This window comes from Mycobacterium sp. (assembly GCF_049647605.1).
Taxonomy (GTDB): Bacteria; Actinomycetota; Actinomycetes; order Mycobacteriales; family Mycobacteriaceae; genus Mycobacterium.
This window is the reverse complement of the sequence record NZ_JBARXZ010000125.1, coordinates 1-18,713: the sequence shown is the minus strand read 5'-3', so window position 1 is coordinate 18,713 and position 18,713 is coordinate 1. Positions and strand designations below refer to the sequence as shown.

The 18,713-nt window shown below is 66.3% G+C and carries 16 protein-coding genes; 14 read left to right on the top strand and 2 right to left on the bottom strand.

Going from position 1 to position 18,713, the window contains the following annotated elements; genetic code table 11:
- Position 1 precedes the first annotated feature (1 nt).
- From WBB07_RS16740 to WBB07_RS16685, 12 genes are all read left to right on the top strand, one after another.
- Positions 2-1,138: an aromatic ring-hydroxylating oxygenase subunit alpha gene (locus tag WBB07_RS16740; protein ID WP_526309515.1), complete on the top strand. Its 1,137-nt coding sequence runs from the start codon at positions 2-4 to the stop codon at positions 1,136-1,138.
- Between the two features lie 5 nt (positions 1,139-1,143).
- Positions 1,144-2,574: an aldehyde dehydrogenase family protein gene (locus tag WBB07_RS16735; RefSeq protein ID WP_526309556.1), complete on the top strand. Its 1,431-nt coding sequence runs from the start codon at positions 1,144-1,146 to the stop codon at positions 2,572-2,574.
- A complete protein-coding gene (locus WBB07_RS16730; protein WP_526309514.1) occupies positions 2,571-4,244 on the top strand; it encodes an ABC transporter substrate-binding protein in 1,674 nt (557 codons plus the stop codon). The genes WBB07_RS16735 and WBB07_RS16730 overlap by 4 nt, the downstream gene beginning before the upstream one ends.
- A gap of 1 nt (position 4,245) precedes the next feature.
- On the top strand, positions 4,246-5,148 hold the full coding sequence (locus WBB07_RS16725; protein ID WP_526309513.1) for an ABC transporter permease: 903 nt from the start codon (positions 4,246-4,248) through the stop codon (positions 5,146-5,148).
- Positions 5,133-6,053, top strand: coding sequence for an ABC transporter permease (locus WBB07_RS16720; protein ID WP_526309512.1), 921 nt, complete (start codon positions 5,133-5,135; stop codon positions 6,051-6,053). Before WBB07_RS16725 ends, WBB07_RS16720 begins: the two co-directional genes overlap by 16 nt.
- Positions 6,050-7,075, top strand: coding sequence for an ABC transporter ATP-binding protein (locus WBB07_RS16715; protein ID WP_526309511.1), 1,026 nt, complete (start codon positions 6,050-6,052; stop codon positions 7,073-7,075). The genes WBB07_RS16720 and WBB07_RS16715 overlap by 4 nt, the downstream gene beginning before the upstream one ends.
- Positions 7,072-7,890: an ABC transporter ATP-binding protein gene (locus tag WBB07_RS16710; protein WP_526309510.1), complete on the top strand. Its 819-nt coding sequence runs from the start codon at positions 7,072-7,074 to the stop codon at positions 7,888-7,890. The genes WBB07_RS16715 and WBB07_RS16710 overlap by 4 nt, the downstream gene beginning before the upstream one ends.
- Positions 7,891-9,828 (top strand): CocE/NonD family hydrolase, encoded by a 1,938-nt coding sequence (locus WBB07_RS16705; protein ID WP_526309509.1) that lies wholly within the window; start codon positions 7,891-7,893, stop codon positions 9,826-9,828.
- Positions 9,825-10,589, top strand: coding sequence for an enoyl-CoA hydratase/isomerase family protein (locus tag WBB07_RS16700; protein WP_526309508.1), 765 nt, complete (start codon positions 9,825-9,827; stop codon positions 10,587-10,589). Before WBB07_RS16705 ends, WBB07_RS16700 begins: the two co-directional genes overlap by 4 nt.
- A gap of 28 nt (positions 10,590-10,617) precedes the next feature.
- Entirely contained in the window at positions 10,618-11,421 is an 804-nt protein-coding gene (locus WBB07_RS16695; RefSeq protein ID WP_526309555.1) for a 3-hydroxyacyl-CoA dehydrogenase family protein, read from the top strand.
- Between the two features lie 11 nt (positions 11,422-11,432).
- On the top strand, positions 11,433-12,746 hold the full coding sequence (locus WBB07_RS16690; protein ID WP_526309507.1) for a flavin monoamine oxidase family protein: 1,314 nt from the start codon (positions 11,433-11,435) through the stop codon (positions 12,744-12,746).
- A gap of 197 nt (positions 12,747-12,943) precedes the next feature.
- Entirely contained in the window at positions 12,944-14,104 is a 1,161-nt protein-coding gene (locus WBB07_RS16685; RefSeq protein WP_526309506.1) for an MFS transporter, read from the top strand.
- Here the strand turns inward: WBB07_RS16685 and WBB07_RS16680 are convergent.
- Both WBB07_RS16680 and WBB07_RS16675 read right to left on the bottom strand, forming a co-directional pair.
- Complete coding sequence (locus tag WBB07_RS16680) at positions 14,099-14,428, bottom strand: hypothetical protein (RefSeq protein WP_526309505.1); 330 nt, start codon at positions 14,426-14,428, stop codon at positions 14,099-14,101. The two genes, WBB07_RS16685 and WBB07_RS16680, sit on opposite strands and share 6 nt — an antisense overlap.
- 111 nt (positions 14,429-14,539) lie before the next feature.
- Positions 14,540-15,163, bottom strand: a complete 624-nt coding sequence (locus tag WBB07_RS16675; RefSeq protein ID WP_526309504.1) for a CYTH domain-containing protein — start codon at positions 15,161-15,163, stop codon at positions 14,540-14,542.
- 182 nt (positions 15,164-15,345) lie between these two features.
- Between WBB07_RS16675 and clpB the strand changes: the two genes are divergently transcribed.
- Entirely contained in the window at positions 15,346-17,892 is a 2,547-nt protein-coding gene (gene clpB / locus WBB07_RS16670; protein WP_526309503.1) for an ATP-dependent chaperone ClpB, read from the top strand.
- Positions 17,893-18,080: 188 nt separating this feature from the next.
- On the top strand, positions 18,081-18,713 hold a 633-nt coding region (gene ttfA, locus WBB07_RS16665; protein ID WP_526309502.1), incomplete at its 3' end, for a trehalose monomycolate transport factor TtfA.

Sequence of the window (18,713 nt, the reverse complement as noted above, 5' to 3'; positions counted from 1 at the left end):
CATGACCGAACACTTCGACGTGACGCCCGACGAGGCTGCGCGTATCGCGCGCGACCTCGAGCAGGGCAAGACGCTGCCACTGTCCTGGTACACCGATCCGGCGGTCGCCGCCGCTGAGATCGAGCGGATCTACTCGAGCACCTGGCAGTACATCGGCCGGGCGGCGGACGTCGCCGCGGCCGGGCAGTTCGTCACCGCCGATATCGCCGGGAAACCGATCGTGGTGGTCCGCGATCGGGACGGTTCGCTCAACGCCTTCCACAACGTGTGCCGGCACCGCGCCGCCAAGGTGGTACTCGAAGAGTGTGGTCAGCGCCGTACCCTGCAATGTCACTACCATGCCTGGACATACGGCCTGGACGGCAGTCTCAAAGGTGCGCCCCGGTCGGGCTCCGAAGTGGATTTCCCGCAGTCCGAACTCGGCCTGCGCAAAGCCGCAGCAGCCACCTGGGGGCCGTTCCTGTTCGCCAACCTCGACCCTGCGGCCGAACCACTGGAGACCCAGCTGGCCGACGTACCTGCGCTGACCGCCGGAGCAGGTATCGACGTCGACAACCTGCAGTTCCATTTCCGGGTCGAGTACGACCTGAAGTGCAACTGGAAGGTTGCGATCGAGAACTACCTCGAGTGCTACCACTGCCCGACTGCCCACCCCGGATTCAGCCATGTGCTGGACACCGACATGGCGGCCTATCAGCTGGTGCTCGAACCCACCCATGCCTGGCAGAACGGGCCGCTGCGGCCGGTCGCCCCCGGCGCCGCAGCGGAATCCGGATACACCGGCCGCGACGGTGCCGTACCCGAAGGGCGCTACTTCGCGCTGTTCCCCAACATGAAGGTCAACATCAACCCGGGGCTGCCGAATGTGTCGCTCGGCCCGATCATTCCGATGGGCCCCGACAGCAGCCGGGGGTTCCTGGATTACTACTTCAGCCCCGACGTCACCCAGGAGTGGATCGACGACATGATCGTCTTCGACAACGAAGTCGGAGCCGAGGACACCGTGCTCGTCGAATCGGTACAGAACGGAATACGTTCCGGCGCCATCGGTCAGGGCCGCATCATGATGGAGTCCGAGAAGCTGATCGCCGGCTACCAGCGCTGGCTACTGGACAAGTTGACTCGCAAGGACGCGTGAGCGACATGACCGCGGAAGTGCTCTCCGCGCAGGAGATCACGGTACTCAACCCGGCTACCGGTGAAGTGGTGGGCCACCTCACCGCAGGTGGCGCAGACGAGGTGGACCAGGCGGTCCAGTCTGCCGCGGTGGCAGGCCCGCAATGGGCCGCCACCACACCGCAGTTTCGCGCAGCGGTGCTCGACGAGATCGCCCGCCGGATATCAACCCGGCTCGACGAGTTCGCCGCGGTGATCATCGCGGAGATGGGAGCCCCGCTCGACAACGCCAGAGACGTCCAGATCCAGCTTGCGGTCGACGTCTTCGCCTCCTACGGCACCGTCGCCCGCGAATTCGGCTGGGAGGAACCACTTGCCAGCGGGGTGGTGCGCTACGAGCCGATCGGCGTCGTCGGAGCCATCACACCGTGGAACTATCCGCTCTACCTCGCGGCCACCAAGATCGCTGCTGCGCTGGCAGCCGGCTGCACCGTGGTGTTCAAGCCCAGCCTGGACGCCCCGTTGGCCGCCGCGCTACTCACCGACGTCATCGATGAGGTGGCGCGCGACCTCGGGGCTCCCGCCGGGCTGGTGAATCTGGTCCGCGGTTCCGGCGGCGTAGTCGGTGAGGCGATCTCACGGCACCCCGACATCGCCGCGGTCTCGTTCACCGGATCCACCGAAGCGGGGCGGCGGGTCTGTGCCGCCGCCTCGGGCACGGTGAAACGGGTAGGCCTGGAACTGGGCGGCAAGTCGGCGGCCATCATCGCCGACGACGTCACCGACCTCGAGTCGGTGCTGGCCGGCGCGCTGGCGGGCGTGTACTACAACTCTGGCCAGACGTGTACGGCGTGCTCTCGGATCCTGGTGCCCCGCAGCAGATACGACGAGTCTGTCGCCATCGCGGCCCGGATCACCGAACAGTGGCGCATCGGCGATCCGCAGTTGGCCGGTGACCACATCGGGCCGATCGCCACCCGGGCGCAGTACGAATCGGTGCACGCCCACCTGCGCGCCGGTGTCGACGAGGGGGCGCGGTTGGTCACCGGCGGATTGCCCGCCGACGATCAGATACCTGAGCACCTCCGCGGCGGAAACTGGGTGCTGCCCACCCTGTTCGCCGAGGTCGAGCCAGGAATGACCATCGAACGTGAAGAGATCTTCGGTCCGATCGCGCTGCTGATGGCCTACACCGACGACGATGACGCGGTGCAAATCGCCAACGACTCGATCTACGGTCTGTCCGGCGCGGTGTGGAGCGCCGACGAGCAGCGCGCGCTGGCGATCGCAGCGCGTCTGCAGACCGGCCGCGTGGTGATCAACGGAGCCGGTTTCGACGTGTACGCGCCCACCGGCGGCTACAAACAGTCCGGCAACGGCCGAGAACTCGGCAGCCACGGACTGCGCGAGTATCTCGAAATCAAGAGCGTGCTGCTACCGGAAGGCACAGTGTCATGACAGGTCTCGAGGCCAGCCGCCGCAAGTTCCTGGCCCTCGGCGGAGCGGGCACCGTCGCTGTGCTGCTCACCAGCGCGTGCGGAAGAGAGCGCGGTATCACCGCGACTCAGATCGAAGGACCGCCGAGCGGGCTGACCTCAGCACCACCCGGACCCGGCAGTATCGACCGCGGTCGGCCCGGAGGAGCCGTGGTGACAGCCTGGACCGCCGAAGGGAACTCCTACGACGCGGCACTGGGCTACGACCTGAACTCGTGGGACGCGATCACCAGCCTGCTCTATCTGCCGCTGTACCGTTTCGCCGGCCAAAGCGGCTCCGCCGCGCCCGCCGCAGCAGCGGCCATGCCGGAGATCTCCGAGGACGGCACTCGCTATGTGATCAGGCTGCGGCCGGACTTCAAGTTCCACAACGGCAGGCCGATCGTGGCCGACGACTACATCTACGCCTTGCGGCGAGTGCTCGATCCCGCCACGGAATCCTGGGCCGCACCCTACTTCAGCTCGATCAAGGGTGCCGAAGACTTCGTCGCAGGCACCACCACGGAGCTGCCGGGGCTGTCGGCCATCGACGATCACACCCTGGTGATCGAACTCGTCGGCGCCGACATCACCTTCCTGGGACAACTCGCACAGCCGTACGCGAGCGCGCTGCCGCAGGAGGAGGTGGAGCGCCTCGGTGACCAGTTCAATCGCACGCCGGTGGGTAACGGTCCCTTCATGATCACCGAGTACGACACCAAGAACCGGCGAGCGATCTTCGTGCGCAACCCGTACTTCCCGTGGCCCGGTTTGCCTTTCCTGGACCAGGTGACCTACCGGTGGGGTATCGACCAGGCGCTGCAGTTCCTCCAGTTGCAGAACGGAGACGTCGACATCCTGGGTGAAGGGTTGACTCCCAGTATCGCCGCGCGGGTGCAAGGCAATACCGAACTGCGGGACAAGTTCACCGTGCAGATCCCCACCCTCGGTACGTCATGGGTGGCCATCAACGTGGCCGGTGAAAAGCTGGCCGACCCGCGGGTGCGCCAGGCACTCAACTGGGCGACCGACCGAGAACAACTCGCCAAACTGTCCCGCGGACTTCAGATATCTTGGGGCGCAGTGATTCCGGAGGACGAGCCGGAGTACCGCCGCAGGGTCGACCCGTACACGTTGGACCTCGACCGCGCCAAAGCCCTGATGCAGGAGGCCGGCGTCGACTCGCTGGATCTCACGTTCTACTGCAACGAGGACGAATACTGGCTCAACGCCGCCCAGGTGCTGCAACAACAGTGGGCACCCATTGGGGTCAAGCTCGCCGTGACGACGGTGAGCAACGCCGCCTTCTGGGCAGCCTTGGAAAACGGTGAAGCCGATTTGGCCGGGCGTGCTTACTACCAGGTGCAGCCCACCGGGTTGGACCTACTGGCCGGCAATTTCTCCAGTGCCGGCTCGTCGAACTACCAGGCCTACTCCAATCCGGCGGTCGACGAACTGGCCGCGAAGTCGCAGGCCAGCCTCTCCGTCGAAGAGAGCAACGAGTATCTGGCCCAGGCCGAGGTCCTTGTCGCCGACGATGCGCCCGGCGTGTTCATCGGGAGTCTGCGGTTCGTGTCCATGAGATCGCCGCGCGTGCAGAACTATCACCTCCGGTGTGAAACCGGCAGTTACTACGATCGGATGTGGGTGTGAGATGAGCACATTGGTTGCTGCCACGGTCCGCACGGAGGTCGGAGCCACCGGCAAGCCGGCCAAAGCGGCACGCCCCAGCCGGGTGCTCTACCTGGGTTTTGGCCTGCTCGGGTTGCTGGCCATCTTCGCGCTGCTGGCACCTGTGTTCGGGTCGCCCTACACCATGTACAAAGGGGGCCTGACCGACCTAGGCTCGCCGCTGTCGCCGTTCCTCTCCGGGCATTTCCTCGGAACCGACTCGCTCGGCCGGGACATGTTGGCGCGCAGCGCCACCGGACTGCGGTCCACCCTGCTCATCGCGGTCATCGCCAACGTCACCTCGGTGTTGCTCGGCACCGTCGTGGGCCTGCTCGCGGGATTCTTCGGAGGCTTCGTCGAGCAAGGGCTGATGCGCATCGTCGATGTGTTTCTCGCTGTCCCGATCGTGTTGTCCGGGCTGGCGCTGGCCAGCATCGTCGGGCGCGGCATGTGGGGAATCGTGGTGGTGGTCACCGCGCTGTACTGGGCCTGGACAGCACGCCTGGTGTATGGCGAGGTATTGCGGCTGAAGAACCGTGGATTTGTCGAAGCCGCGGCGGTGCACGGCGTCGGCCGCCTCACCATCCTGCGCCGGCACGTTCTTCCACACATCTCCACCGTGTTGTTGAACATCGCGGCGCTCAACGGCGCGGCTGTGGTGGTGATCGGCGCCGGTCTGTCCTACCTCGGCGCGGGCGTCCAGCCGCCGCAACCCGAATTGGGCAATTTACTGCAGAGTGGCGCTGCAGCCATCGACTACGCCCCGCATCTGCTGTTGGTACCCCTGACCCTGACCGTGCTCACGGTGTTGTCCTTCGTGCTCATCGCCGAAGGCGTCAACCGCCGCAACTCACTCTCGGAGCGCCACTCATGGCTCGATATCTGACCCGTCGGGTGCTCTACGGCATCCTCACGGTTGCGCTGGTCATCCTGCTTACCTTCATCATCCAGTACCTGATGCCCGGCGATCCGGCGCGCTCCATCGCCGGACCGAAAGCCTCCCCGGAACTGCTCGCCAGTATCCGCGAGCGGCTCCGGCTCGATGACCCGCTGCCCGCTCAACTGTGGAACTACTTGACCAATGTGGTGAGTGGCAACCTGGGTGAGTCCTACACGCGGGGCCGCCCGGTCGTCGATCTGATCGTGGAGCGGCTGCCCGCGACGGCAATGCTGGGGCTGGCGGCCCTGATCATCGAGATCATCCTCGGTGCCGGCCTGGGTCTGTGGGAAGCGTTGCGCGAGACCAGGAGTTGGGCGCTGGCCGCGGTGAATGTCGCCCTGCTGTCCATTCCGGCCTTCGCGTTGGGTTACCTGCTGTTGCTCACGTTCGGCTATCTGTTCCCGGTGTTCCCGGTGGACGGGGGTACCGGATGGTCCCATCTGTTCCTGCCTGCTTTCACCCTCGGTGTCCTCGGGGCGCCGTACTACGCGAACCTGGTGCGCGACGGGATGAAGGATGCGCTTGCCGCCTCGTACACCAGAACCGCGGTGGCCAAGGGGCTTCCGCAGCGCTACATCGTCACCCGGCACGTGCTGCGCAACGCTCTGCCGCCGTCGATCACCATGCTGGGCATGGACGTCGCCATCATGTTCTCCGGTGTGGTGTTCGTCGAGGCGATCTTCGGCTGGCCGGGAATCGGTGCCCTGCAGGTGCAGGCGTTCGCCGATGTGGACCGGCCGGTACTCATGGGCACGGTGATCGTAGCGGCCATCGTCGTCGTACTCGGCAACCTCGCTGCCGACGTCATCCGGGCATTCGTCGATCCACGGACCAAGGTAGGGGCGCTATGAGCAGTGGAATCCTGAAGCCCGTCGAGGAACCCGAGAGTCAGGTGCGCGCACTGGGATCCGATGTGTCGGTGCGCAACTTGTCGGTGTCCTACGGAGGCCATCATGTGGTGCGCGATGTCAGCTTCGACATCGCGGCGGGCACCACGCTGGCGCTGGTGGGTGAATCCGGATCGGGGAAGTCCACCATCGCACTGGCTGCCAGCCGGTTACTACCGGTCAACGCCACCGTCGGCGAAGGAATGATCAGCGTGGGCGACGTCGACGTGCTGAGCCTGTCCGGCTCGGACCTGCGCGCCATGCGCGGGCACACAGTCGCGTATCTGGCCCAGGACGCGCTGGCAGCGCTCAATCCGGTGGTCCGGATCGGTCGGCAGGTCAGTGAGATCTTCAGCGTCCGCGGCGGTGACAAGGCTGAGGTGGCGAAGCAGAAAGCGATCTCGGCTCTGGCACAGGTCAACATCCACGACCCGGAACGGGTCGCCCGGATGTACCCCTACCAACTGTCCGGGGGAATGCGCCAGCGGGTGATGATCGCGATGGCGCTGGCCTTCGAGCCGGCACTGCTGATCGCCGACGAGCCCACAACCGCTCTCGATGTCACAGTGCAAGCCGATATCCTGGCGCTGATCGTGGACCTGCAGGAACGAAACGGGTTGACCTGCTTGTGGATCACCCACGACATGTCGGTGGTGGCGGAGATGGCTGACTCGGTGGCGGTGCTCTACGGCGGGCAGATGCTCGAGCGCAGCGATGTGTACTCGGTGTTCGACCACCCGAGAAACCCCTACACCGGAAAGCTACTCGAATGCTTCTCCAGTGGCCGCTCAGCCGGATTCAAGGAACCGTTCTGCTCGATCCCGGGCAGCCCGTCGTCGCAACCCGTCGGATCGGGTTGCCCATTCGCCCCGCGTTGCGACAGCGCAGATGACCTGTGTCGTCACGATATTCCACGGTCGGTCGAGCTGACACCAGAGCACTGGACGGCTTGCCATCACCCGCTCGAACTCGAGGTCGCCAGATGAACCAGAAGCCGCCGATCGTCGAAGTCCGGAATGTCTCCAAGAGATTCGGTAGTGTCACCGTCCTCGACGACGTGTCGTTGACCGTCGAATGCGGCAAGACCACCAGCCTGGTGGGGGAGTCGGGATCGGGGAAATCCACGCTGGCGCGGATTGTGACCGGATTGGAGACAGCGGACTCCGGAACCCTGTTGTTCGGTGGCAAGCCGCGCCCCCGGCGTGGACGGGCCGCCCGCGCGCTGCAGCGGACGGTGGGGGTGGTACTCCAAGACCCCTACGACTCGCTCGACTCACGATTCAGCGTCGGCGAGGTGGTTGCCGAACCGCTTCGGGCACACGGACGTTATCGCAGCGGCGGACGTGAACGGGTCCGGGAACTACTCGACCTGTGTGGCATGAACGACACCGATGTGGACTCGCGGATCACCGGCTTCTCCGGCGGACAACGCCAACGCATCGCCATCGCACGGGCCCTGGCGTGTGAGCCGGACCTGATCGTCTGCGACGAACCCACCTCGGCACTCGATGTGTCGGTGCAAGCCCAGATTCTCAACCTGCTGCTGCGCCTTCAGCGCGAATGCGGACTGGCGTATCTGTTCATCACCCACGACATCGACGTGGTGCGGCGGATCAGCGATCAAGTGGCGGTGATGTGCCGGGGCAAGATCGTCGAATCCGGTGCCGCAGATGTGGTCACCACGACCCCCACCCATCCCTACACCCAGAAACTGCTCTCCGCGGTGCTGGGTTCCTCCCCGCACACCCGCAAGTTGTCCGGCCCACTGGCCGCGGCCCGTTCCCTGGAGGTCCCCGCCTAGATGACGACCTACCAGATCGATCAGTGCGATATGACATTGACGATGCCCGATGGCGTCGCGTTGGCGTTGACAGTGTGCCGGCCGATCACCGACGAAGCGGTGCCGGTACTGGTGGAAGCACTGCCGTATCGCAAAGACGACATGCTCGAACGCGAACTCTACGAACGCTTCGCGGGAGAGTTCGTATTTGCGGTGTGCCGGGTCGATGTCCGCGGCACCGGCTCCTCCGGGGGTGCTGCCACCGACGAGTATCCAGTCGAAGAGCTGGGTGATCTCAACACCGTCATCGAATGGCTTGCCGCGCAACCGTGGTCCAACGGTGCGGTCGGTATGTTCGGGTGGTCATACAGCGGCTTCAACTCGCTGCAGGTGGCTGCGACCAGGCCGCCGGCGCTGAAAGCCATCGTGCCGATCTACTCCTCGGATGACCGGTACAACGACGATGTGCACTACATCGGCGGAGCGATGCGGCTGCTCGATCTGGTGGACTACCCGTCCTTCATGGTTGCCTCGAATGCGATGCCTCCGGTGCCGTCACTGTGGGCCGGTGACTGGCGGGAGGAATGGCGCAGGCGCGTCGAGACCAATGAGCCGTGGCTTTTCACCTGGCGGGAACAGCAACGGCGCCAGCCGTATTGGCAGCAGGGCTCGGTGCGGCCCGACTATGCGCGCATCACCTGCCCCACCATGATCGTCGCCGGATGGGCAGATGGATACCGCAACAACACCTTCCGCACCGCCGCCGCGCTGGAAGACGCGGGCACGCCGTGGAAGTTGCTGATCGGGCCGTGGAGTCACATGGGCGCCGAGAATTCCCTGCCGGGACCGTGGATCGATCTGACCGCCGAGATGGCCCGCTGGTTCGGCCATTGGCTGCGCGGCGACGACAACGGAGTCGACGCCGAAACCCGAGTGCAGGTGTTCCACCGCCGGAGTACCCGACCCGAGCCTGACCTGGCAGAACTGCGCGGGCGATGGTGCTCGCACCCAGGTATGCCGTTGTCGGACACCAAGTCTGTGGACTTCGACCTGGGAACCGGAGTGGTGGTTCACCCGACGATCGGCGACGTCGGCACTGCCGGCTGGAACAGCTGCGCCGGTTCGCTGCCGTGGGGGCAGCCCACCGATCAGCGCTACGACAACGCCGCGTCAGTGCAATGGGACTTTCCCGGTGACGATGTGAACGTCTACGGCCATCCGGTGCTGCGCCTGCGGGTGCGGGCGGACAAGGCAGTGGCGTCGGTGTCGGCGAAGCTGTGCGATGTGTTCCCCGATGGCACTTCCGCGCTGATCACCCGCGGTTTCCTGAACCTGACCCACCGCCTCAGCTACGACGCCGACCCGGTGCCGCTGGTACCCGGTGAATGGGTCGATGTCGAGGTCGAGTTGGAGGCCACCGCCTGGAGCCTCGACGACGGACACCGGTTGCGCCTGGCGGTGACGGGGAGCGACTGGCCGAACGCCACAGCGCCGCCGGAGCCGGTGACCCTGGAGATCGACCGAGGCGCCTCCGGACTGACGGTGCCGGTGATACCCGACCTCGACGGGCTCGAGGAGCCACCGTTGGTGCACGTGCGGCCGGAGACGCTGCAGAGCGGCGAGGGCGTTACCTGGGCCATCGATCGGAATGTGCTGGCGCGCACCACCACCTGTCGTACCGAACACGGCAGTTCGTGGGTGAGTAGCAAGGGTTTCGCGTGTCGCGACCACTACACCGGGCAGGTGAGCATCGACACCAGGACCTTCGCGCAACGGGTGGACGCCACTGCCCGCTTCGAGGTCGAGTTCCCCGAAGGCCGCACCGCCACCCAGTCGACCATGACCGTCGACGTCGATGCCACCCATCTACACCTGGACATCACCGTCGAAGCCTTCGACAGTGACAAACGGCTCGCCGAAAAGCGCTGGCAGAAATCCATCGAACGGGACCTGGGATGACCGAATTCGCCGACACCCTCACCACTTTGACCCTCACCGATCACGGCCACTGCATACATGCCGAGCTCGCCAGGCCGGAGAAGAAGAACGCCATCGACGCGACGATGGCCGGTGAGCTCCACACCGTCTGCGAGTGGCTGGAAGCCCGGCCGGCCACGCTGGTGATCTCCGGGTCGGGTGGCGTGTTCGCCGCAGGCGCCGACCTGGCCGAGATGCGGGAGCGGCGCGCCCTCCAGGCACTGTCGGGGATCAACTCCTTCCTGTTCCGGCGCATTGCGCAGCTGCCGATGCCGGTGATCGCCGCCGTCGACGGTTGGGCTCTCGGCGGCGGAGCCGAACTGGCCTATGCCGCCGATTTCCGGATCGGCACCCCGGAGGCGCGGTTCGGTAATCCCGAAACCGGGTTGGGCATCGCCGCCGCCGCCGGAGGCAGCTGGCGTCTTGCCGCGCTGATCGGGGAACCCGTCGCCAAACAGGTTCTGCTGGCGGGTCGCATCCTCGATGCGAAGGAATCGCTGCGGGTGGGCCTGATCACCGAGATCGTGCCGGCCCATGAGCTCGTCGACAGCGCACTTCGACTGTCGAAGCAGATCGCCAAGGGCGCCCCCACCGCCGTCCGGTTGACCAAAGCGCTGATGCAAATGCCGGATTCGGCGCACCCGGTGGCGGACAACATCGCTCAGGCCGTGCTGTTCGAGACCGCGGATAAATACGACCGGATGACCGCCTTCCTGGAGAAGACCCGTGACCGTACTTCCTGAACTTGTCGGAGTCGTCGGCGGCGGACGCATGGGCGCCGGTATCGCACACGCGTTCCTGGCGGCCGGATGTAGCGTGACGGTCCGCGAAGCGGATCCCGGCAGCGCGGAAGCCGCATTCGCCCGGGTCACGCGTTCGGTACAGGCGGCCGTCGACCGCGGCACCATCACCGAAACCCCCGACGCCGTGACAGACCGGCTGGCCGTGGTCACCGACATCGCCGCGCTCGCCGATCGGGACCTGGTGGTCGAGGCGGTGCCCGAGATCACCGAACTGAAAGCCGACGTGCTGGCCACCGTGGAGAAAGTGGTGGGGCCGCGGTGTGCACTCGCCTCCAACACCTCCTCGTTGTCGATCGACACGTTGGCCGGAGCACTCGCAGCACCCGGTCGTTTCCTGGGCCTGCACTTCTTCAACCCGGTACCGGCCAGCGAGCTCGTCGAGATCGTGATCGGGACCCGCACGGATCCCGCGCTGGCTGCGACAGCGGTGGACTGGGTTACCGCACTCGGTAAAAACGCGGTGACAGTGCGTGATTCGCCGGGGTTTGCCACCTCCCGGCTCGGTGTTGTCATCGCGTTGGAAGCCATGCGCATGCTCGAAGAAGGGGTGGCGTCGGCGGAGGACATCGACCTCGCCATGAAACTCGGTTACAAGCACCCGGTCGGTCCGTTGGCGCTCACCGACATCGTGGGTCTAGATGTGCGGCTGGATATCGCGCGGCATCTGGCCGCTACCCTCGGGCCCCGGTTCGAGCCTCCGGCCATCCTGGCGGACCTGGTGGCACGCGGCCACACCGGCCGCAAATCCGGGCGCGGTTTCTACGTTTACTGAAGGAGTTCGACATGCTCGACGTCGTGGTGCTCGGCGCAGGTCTGGCGGGGCTGGCCGCCGCCCGTGACCTCCGCGGCGCGGGTGCCGATGTGGCAGTGCTGGAAGCCCGGGACCGTGTCGGTGGACGCGTTCTGCAGACCACTCTGGACGACGGCAGGCTGGTGCAGCTCGGCGGTGAGTTGATCGGCACCGCACACACGTCCTACCGGACGCTGGTGGACGAGCTGGGATTGACGTTGCGTGAGAGCTACAGCGCTGAGCCCGGTCAGACTGTCTGGGATATCGATGATTCGGTGATGACCGGGGATCCGGCGCCATGGATGACAGCCGAGGACCACGCAGACCATGCCCGGGTGGTGGGGCTGTTCGTGGATCTGGCCAACGGGATCGACCCCGACGATCCGTGGGCGCATCCCGATGCCGTCACCTTGGACGCCATGTCGTTTCACGCCTGGCTACGCAGCGTCGGTGCGCGCGACGGCGTGCTGCGGATGTTCGAGCTGGCCAAGTCGGGCCTGGCAGCGGACTCGCTGAAGCGCACCTCACTGCTGGCCGAACTACGCAAAGCCGCGGTGGTGGGCGACGGGCTCAGCGGCTACTACGACGTCGACCAGTGGACCCGATTCACGGTGGCAGAAGGCAGCGCGACAGTGGCCGAACGGATGGCCGGTGAACTGGACGGCCACATCCGACTGTCGAGCGTCGTCACCACCATCGTCGTCGAACCGGATCGTGTTGTCGTCAAACTCGGTTCGGGGGAGACGGTGACGGCGGCACACGTCGTGTGTGCCCTCCCGGTGGCGCCCCTGCGGCAGGTCCGCATCACCGGCCTCAGTGCCGAACGGATGCGGGCGCTGCACCGCATCCGCAACTCGCTGACCGCAAAAGTCGTGGCTGCCTACGACACATCGTTCTGGCAGGGGCTCGGCAAGAACGGCTCCTCCTACAGCGACGGTCTGCTCGGCTCCACCTGGGTGCAAGGACCCGGAGTGGTCTCCGCGCTGGTCGGGCCTGCCCAGTACGCGTTCCACCTGGCAGGCGATCAATCGGCGCGCGATCGTGACGCACTGCAGGCGCTGGTGCGGATGTACGGCTCGCAGGCCGGAGCGCCGCTGGCACTGTTCACCCGCGAATGGTCTGACGAGCCGTTCACCCTCGGCTACATGGCGCACTACGCACCGGGAGACCTCACGGCGATCGGGCCAACGCACGCCAAACCTGAAGGCCGGTTCTTCGTGGCGGGTTCGGACTACTGGGCCGCCGGTTACATGGAAGGGGCGGTGCGCACCGGCCGTGCCGCTGCGGGTGCCATCCTCACCCGCTGATCCCGAGTCCAGACGCAACCGATCTCGGGCGACGTGGCGTCGAGGTCACCCGAGGTCGATATCGACATCGTCGAGCAGGTCGGCTGGGTGCACGGCCGAGTTCTGCTCGGATGGCCGGCGCTGTTAACGTTTCAACCAAGTTGAAGTCGCGCCGCGTCGTGCGGTTCTTCGAGATGACCGCGGCATGAGGAGGACGGATGCGGCGCATCCTCGGCTCGCGGGTGCTCGTCGCGGTATCGATATTCGGGCTGGCGGCCTGTCTGCGCCCGGCGATCACCGCCGTCGGCCCCTTGGTGCCCGATATCAATGCGTCCACCGGGCTCAGTTACGCCAGCCTCGGCTTGCTCGGCTCGCTGCCACTGCTGCTGTTCGCGGCTGTTGCCCCGTTCGGTGCGGTGGCGTTGCGGTATGGCGGCCCGGCGGTGGTGGCGCGGTGGGTTGCGCTGATCCTGGTGCTGGGCATCACGATTCGTTCGGTAGCCGGGGTGCCGGGACTCTGGCTGGGCACGGTGCTGCTGGCCGGGGCCATCGCCATCGGCAACGTCCTGGTACCGGTTCTGGTGCGCCGCGACTACGCAGACAAAGCCGCAATCGCCTCGGGTGCCAACGCTTTGGTCATGAGTGGTTTCGCCGCCGTCGGGTCCGGGGTGGCGATCATCCTCACCGACTGGACCGGCGACTGGCGCTCCGCGCTGCTGCTGTGGGCGATCCCGCCTGCGGCGGTGGCCGTGGTGTGGTTTCTGCGCCATGACGACCCACAGGAGTTTCTCGGCCGTGCGCCGGAGCGGAAGAGCCAGCTGCGACGCCCCATCGCCTGGGCGGTCACCGCATTCATGGGACTGCAGTCGCTGAGCTTCTACCTGGTGATCAACTGGATGCCGAGCATCGAGATCAGCCGTGGCGTCAGCGTCGAGGACGCCGCTTTCCACCTGCTGGTCTATCAGTTGCTCGGGGCGCCGTTCGGTCTGCTGGTCAGCTGGTGGCTGCACCGCACTGGCCGGTACCTGCTGATCACCGTGCTGACCAGTGCTCCGGTGGTGATCGGTGCGCTGGGTTTGCTGCTCACCGACGGCAGCGCCCTGCCGTGGCTGGTGATCGCGGCGCCGGGCAGCGCCGGCGCGCTGTCGATAGCGCTGCTGCTGATCGCCCACCACGCCGCCGACGCGCGGCAGGCCGCCGGGCTGTCGGCGATGGCCAACAGCGGCGGGTATCTGTTGGCGGCCACCGGGCCCTTTGCCGCCGGGCTTCTCCACGAGTGGACCGCCTCGTGGACGCCGGCCCTGGTGATCCTGCTGACCGCCGCCGTGCTGCAGCTGGGGACGGCGGTCGCCGCCGCCGGCCGGTCCCGCGCGTCATAGACCACTCCGGCCGGCGCCACCGCCCCGCCGTTTGAGCGTCCAGGCGGGCACCCAATGTGTCACGGACTTGTGGTGGGACCCGTAGCTGATCTGGTAGGTGACCAGACCCCACCAATCGCCTTGCTCGCAAATGCCCCAACAGCTCAGCTGCCCTTCGACCACCTTGTGCATCTGCAGGCCGTGCGGGTGATACCGGCCGTCACGGTGCGGCTGGCGCGGGAAGAGCATCGTCAGATCGACCAGCACCGTGACAGGTGGCGTCACCGGTCGGAACGGATCCCGCAGCGGCTGCCCGTTGTAGCCGATCGACGACAGCTTTCCCACGTATTCGATCATACGTTCGAATCGACGGGCTGTATCCGGTCAGTCTGACGCGACGTTCTCCCGCAGGGTGCGGCCCGGATAGCGGGTGTTCGCCGGGTATGGAGATCGAGGTCAGATCTCTTCGAACTGATTCCGCCCCAGGTGCTCGACGAATTTTGGCCCCAGCAGGTCGAATTCGCGGCGGTACTCTTCTGTCCACGAGCCGAACGGGTGGTGGGCCAGGTAGTCGTTGCGGAACCGGTCGTCGTCGGAGACCTCGGTGACGCAGAACGAGGGGATGGCCAGATCGACCACGGGACCGCCCCGTTCGACCTCGGCGAGCAACAGGGGAGCGTTGCCGCCCAGGAAACGGTCGATGACCCAGCCGTCCTCGCCCAGCCAGACCGACGACCGAACCTTGACGATGACATGCTCGGACCGCAACAGGATCTGGCCGGCCACCATCGGATCGATCTCGCGCTCGGCCTCGTAGCGGGTGCCGCCGGCGGCGGGACCCTTGGCGGTCATGGTGCCGATGGTTCCGTCGCCGAGGGACTCGATGAGTTCGGCGGGCGGGGCTTCCGGTTCGGCGGGGGCCGGGCCCTGTAGACGCACCCGGACCGCATAGCCATCCGAGGCGAACAAGTAGGCCTGCGCGATCACCAAAGGGCTCGGGTCAGACGCCGCAATGGCAGGCATCTCCGACAGGAGGAACTTCCGTTCGAACTCGAAGTCGCCGGCGTTGGAGTCGGACATCTGTCGACGTTAGCCCGCCCGCGCTGCGGCGTCGGCGGGCCACGCGGGCACACCCGCTTGGAAAAATCGCCAAAACTTTCTAGAGTTGAGCGGAACAGACTCAACCTTGACGACGTTGTGGCGAGAGACAAACATTCATCGGGTCCATCATTGCGGCCCCGTGCAGGAGAAATGGAGGTGTCGTGGACTCGTTCAACCCGACCACAAAAACCCAGGCGGCGCTGACCTCGGCGTTGCAGGCGGCCACCGCTGCCGGCAATCCGGAGATTCGCCCCGCCCATCTGTTGATGGCACTGCTGACGCAGAACGACGGCATCGCCGCGCCCCTGCTCGAAGCGGTCGGAGTTGACCCCGCGACGGTGCGGGCCCAGGCCCAACATCTTGTCGACCGGCTGCCCAGTGCCAGTGGCGCCAGCTCGACACCGCCGCTGTCCCGGGAATCCCTGGCGGCCATCACCGCAGCCCAGCAGCTCGCCACCGAGATGGACGACGAATACGTCTCGACCGAGCACCTGCTCGTCGGCCTGGCGACCGGTGACAGTGATACGGCCAAGTTACTCACCGGTGCGGGGGCGTCCCCGCAGGCGCTGCGTGAGGCGTTCACCAAGGTCCGCGGCAGCGCCCGGGTCACCAGCCCCGACCCCGAAGGCACCTATCAGGCGCTGGAGAAGTACTCCACCGACCTGACCGCCGCCGCCCGGGAAGGCAAGCTCGACCCGGTTATCGGGCGCGACAACGAGATTCGTCGTGTCGTGCAGGTGCTGAGCCGTCGCACCAAGAACAACCCGGTGCTCATCGGCGAACCCGGTGTCGGCAAGACCGCCATCGTCGAGGGCCTGGCCCAGCGCATCATCGCCGGCGACGTACCCGAAAGCCTGCGCGACAAGACCCTGGTCTCACTCGACCTGGGTGCCATGGTGGCCGGCGCCAAGTACCGCGGTGAATTCGAGGAACGGCTCAAGGCCGTGCTCGACGACATCAAGAACTCGGCCGGACAGGTCATCACCTTCATCGACGAGCTGCACACCATCGTCGGCGCCGGGGCCACCGGCGAGTCGGCGATGGACGCCGGCAACATGATCAAGCCGATGCTGGCCCGCGGCGAACTGCGTCTGGTCGGCGCCACCACACTCGACGAGTACCGCAAGTACATCGAGAAGGACGCCGCGCTGGAACGTCGCTTCCAGCAGGTGCTGGTCGGTGAACCGTCGGTCGACGACACGGTGGGCATCCTGCGCGGGCTCAAGGACCGCTACGAGGTGCACCACGGCGTTCGGATCACCGACTCCGCGCTGGTGGCCGCCGCCACCCTCAGCGACCGCTACATCACCAGCCGGTTCCTTCCCGACAAGGCCATCGACCTGGTGGACGAGGCGGCGTCACGGCTGCGGATGGAGATCGACTCCCGCCCGGTCGAGATCGACGAGGTGGAACGCCTGGTGCGTCGACTCGAGATCGAGGAAATGGCGCTGGCGAAAGAGGAAGACGCCGCGTCGCGGGATCGTCTGGAGAAGCTGCGCGCCGAGCTGGCCGATCACAAGGAGAAGCTGGCCGAGCTCACGACCCGGTGGCAGAACGAGAAGGGCGCCATCGACGTCGTACGCGACCTCAAGGAACAGCTCGACACACTGCGCGGCGAAGCCGACCGGGCCGAGCGCGACGGTGACCTGGCCAAGGCCGCCGAGCTGCGGTACGGCCGCATCCCCGAGGTCGAGAAGAGGCTCGACGCGGTGCTGCCGGCGGCCGAAGCCCGGGAGAACGTCATGCTCAAGGAGGAAGTCGGTCCCGACGACATCGCCGATGTGGTGTCCGCGTGGACCGGGATCCCGGCCGGGCGGATGCTCGAGGGGGAGACCGCCAAGCTGCTGCGGATGGAAGAGGAGCTCGGCAAGCGGGTCATCGGACAACGCAAGCCGATAGAGGCGGTTTCCGACGCGGTGCGCCGCACCCGTGCCGGGGTCGCCGATCCGAACCGTCCGACGGGTTCCTTCCTGTTCCTCGGGCCGACCGGTGTGGGTAAAACCGAACTGGCAAAAGCGTTGGCGGACTTCCTGTTCGACGACGAACGTGCCATGGTTCGCATCGACATGAGCGAGTACGGCGAGAAGCACTCGGTGGCTCGTCTGGTCGGTGCCCCTCCGGGCTACATCGGCTACGACCAGGGCGGTCAGCTCACCGAGGCGGTACGGCGCAGGCCGTACACGGTGGTGCTGTTCGACGAGGTCGAGAAGGCGCACCCGGATGTGTTCGACGTGCTGCTGCAGGTCCTCGACGAGGGCCGGTTGACCGACGGCCAGGGCCGCACGGTCGACTTCCGCAACACCATCCTCATCCTGACGTCCAACCTCGGGTCGGGCGGCAACGAGGAACAGGTGATGGCGGCGGTGCGGGCGGCGTTCAAGCCGGAGTTCATCAACCGTCTCGACGACGTGCTCATCTTCGACGCACTCGACCAGGCCGAACTGGTCCAGATCGTCGATATCCAACTGGCTCAGCTGCAGAAGCGGCTGGCGCAGCGCCGCCTCGAGCTCGAGGTGTCGCTGCCGGCCAAGCAGTGGCTGGCCGAACGCGGCTTCGACCCGCTCTACGGGGCCCGGCCGTTGCGCCGGCTGGTGCAGCAGGCCATCGGCGACCAGCTGGCCAAGATGCTGCTGGCCGGTCAGGTGCACGACGGCGACACCGTGCCGGTGAACGTGACCCCGGACGGTGACGGCCTGATCCTGGGCTGATTCTGCCCGCCGAGCAGACGCAAACTCGCCCTCTGAGAGCTCAGAGCACGCGAGTTTGCGTCTGCTCGCGGGTCGTTACCGGGCCCGCGCCAGGAGTAGCGTCGGGGCAGAGGTCCAAAGGTCATCGATATCACCTTGTAATGCCTCGGGTTCTCCTCCCGCGGCCATCAGCAGATAGGCTGTGCGCAATGGTCCCGCTCTGGTTCACGCTGTCCGCACTCTGTTTCGTGGGTGCGGCTGTTCTGCTGTACGTCGACCTGGATCGGCGTCGTGGGCTCGGACGTCGCCGTAAGTCGTGGGCGCGGTCACACGGCTTCGACTTCGAGCCGGAATCCGCCGACATCCTCCAGCGCTGGACGCGTGGAGTGATGTCCACTGTCGGTGATGTCGGTGCGCGCAACGTCGTACTCGGACAGATCCGCGGGGAAGCGGTCTTCATCTTCGACGTCGACGACGTCGCCACCGTGATCGCGCTACATCGCAAGGTGGGCACCAACGTAGTTGTCGATCTGCGTCTCAAGGGGATCAAAGAGCCCCGTGAGGACGACGTCTGGCTGCTCGGCGCCATCGGCCCCCGGATGGTGTACTCCACCAACCTGGACGCCGCACGCCGCGCCTGCGACCGTCGCATGGTCACCTTCGCGCACACCGCACCGGACTGCGCCGAGATCATGTGGAACGAACAGAACTGGACGCTGGTGTCGATGCCGATCACCAGCACCAGAGCGCAATGGGACGAAGGGCTGCGCACCGTCCGCCAGTTCAACGACCTGCTCCGCGTCCTGCCGCCGCTGCCGCAGGCAGCCATGGCCGGTACCGGC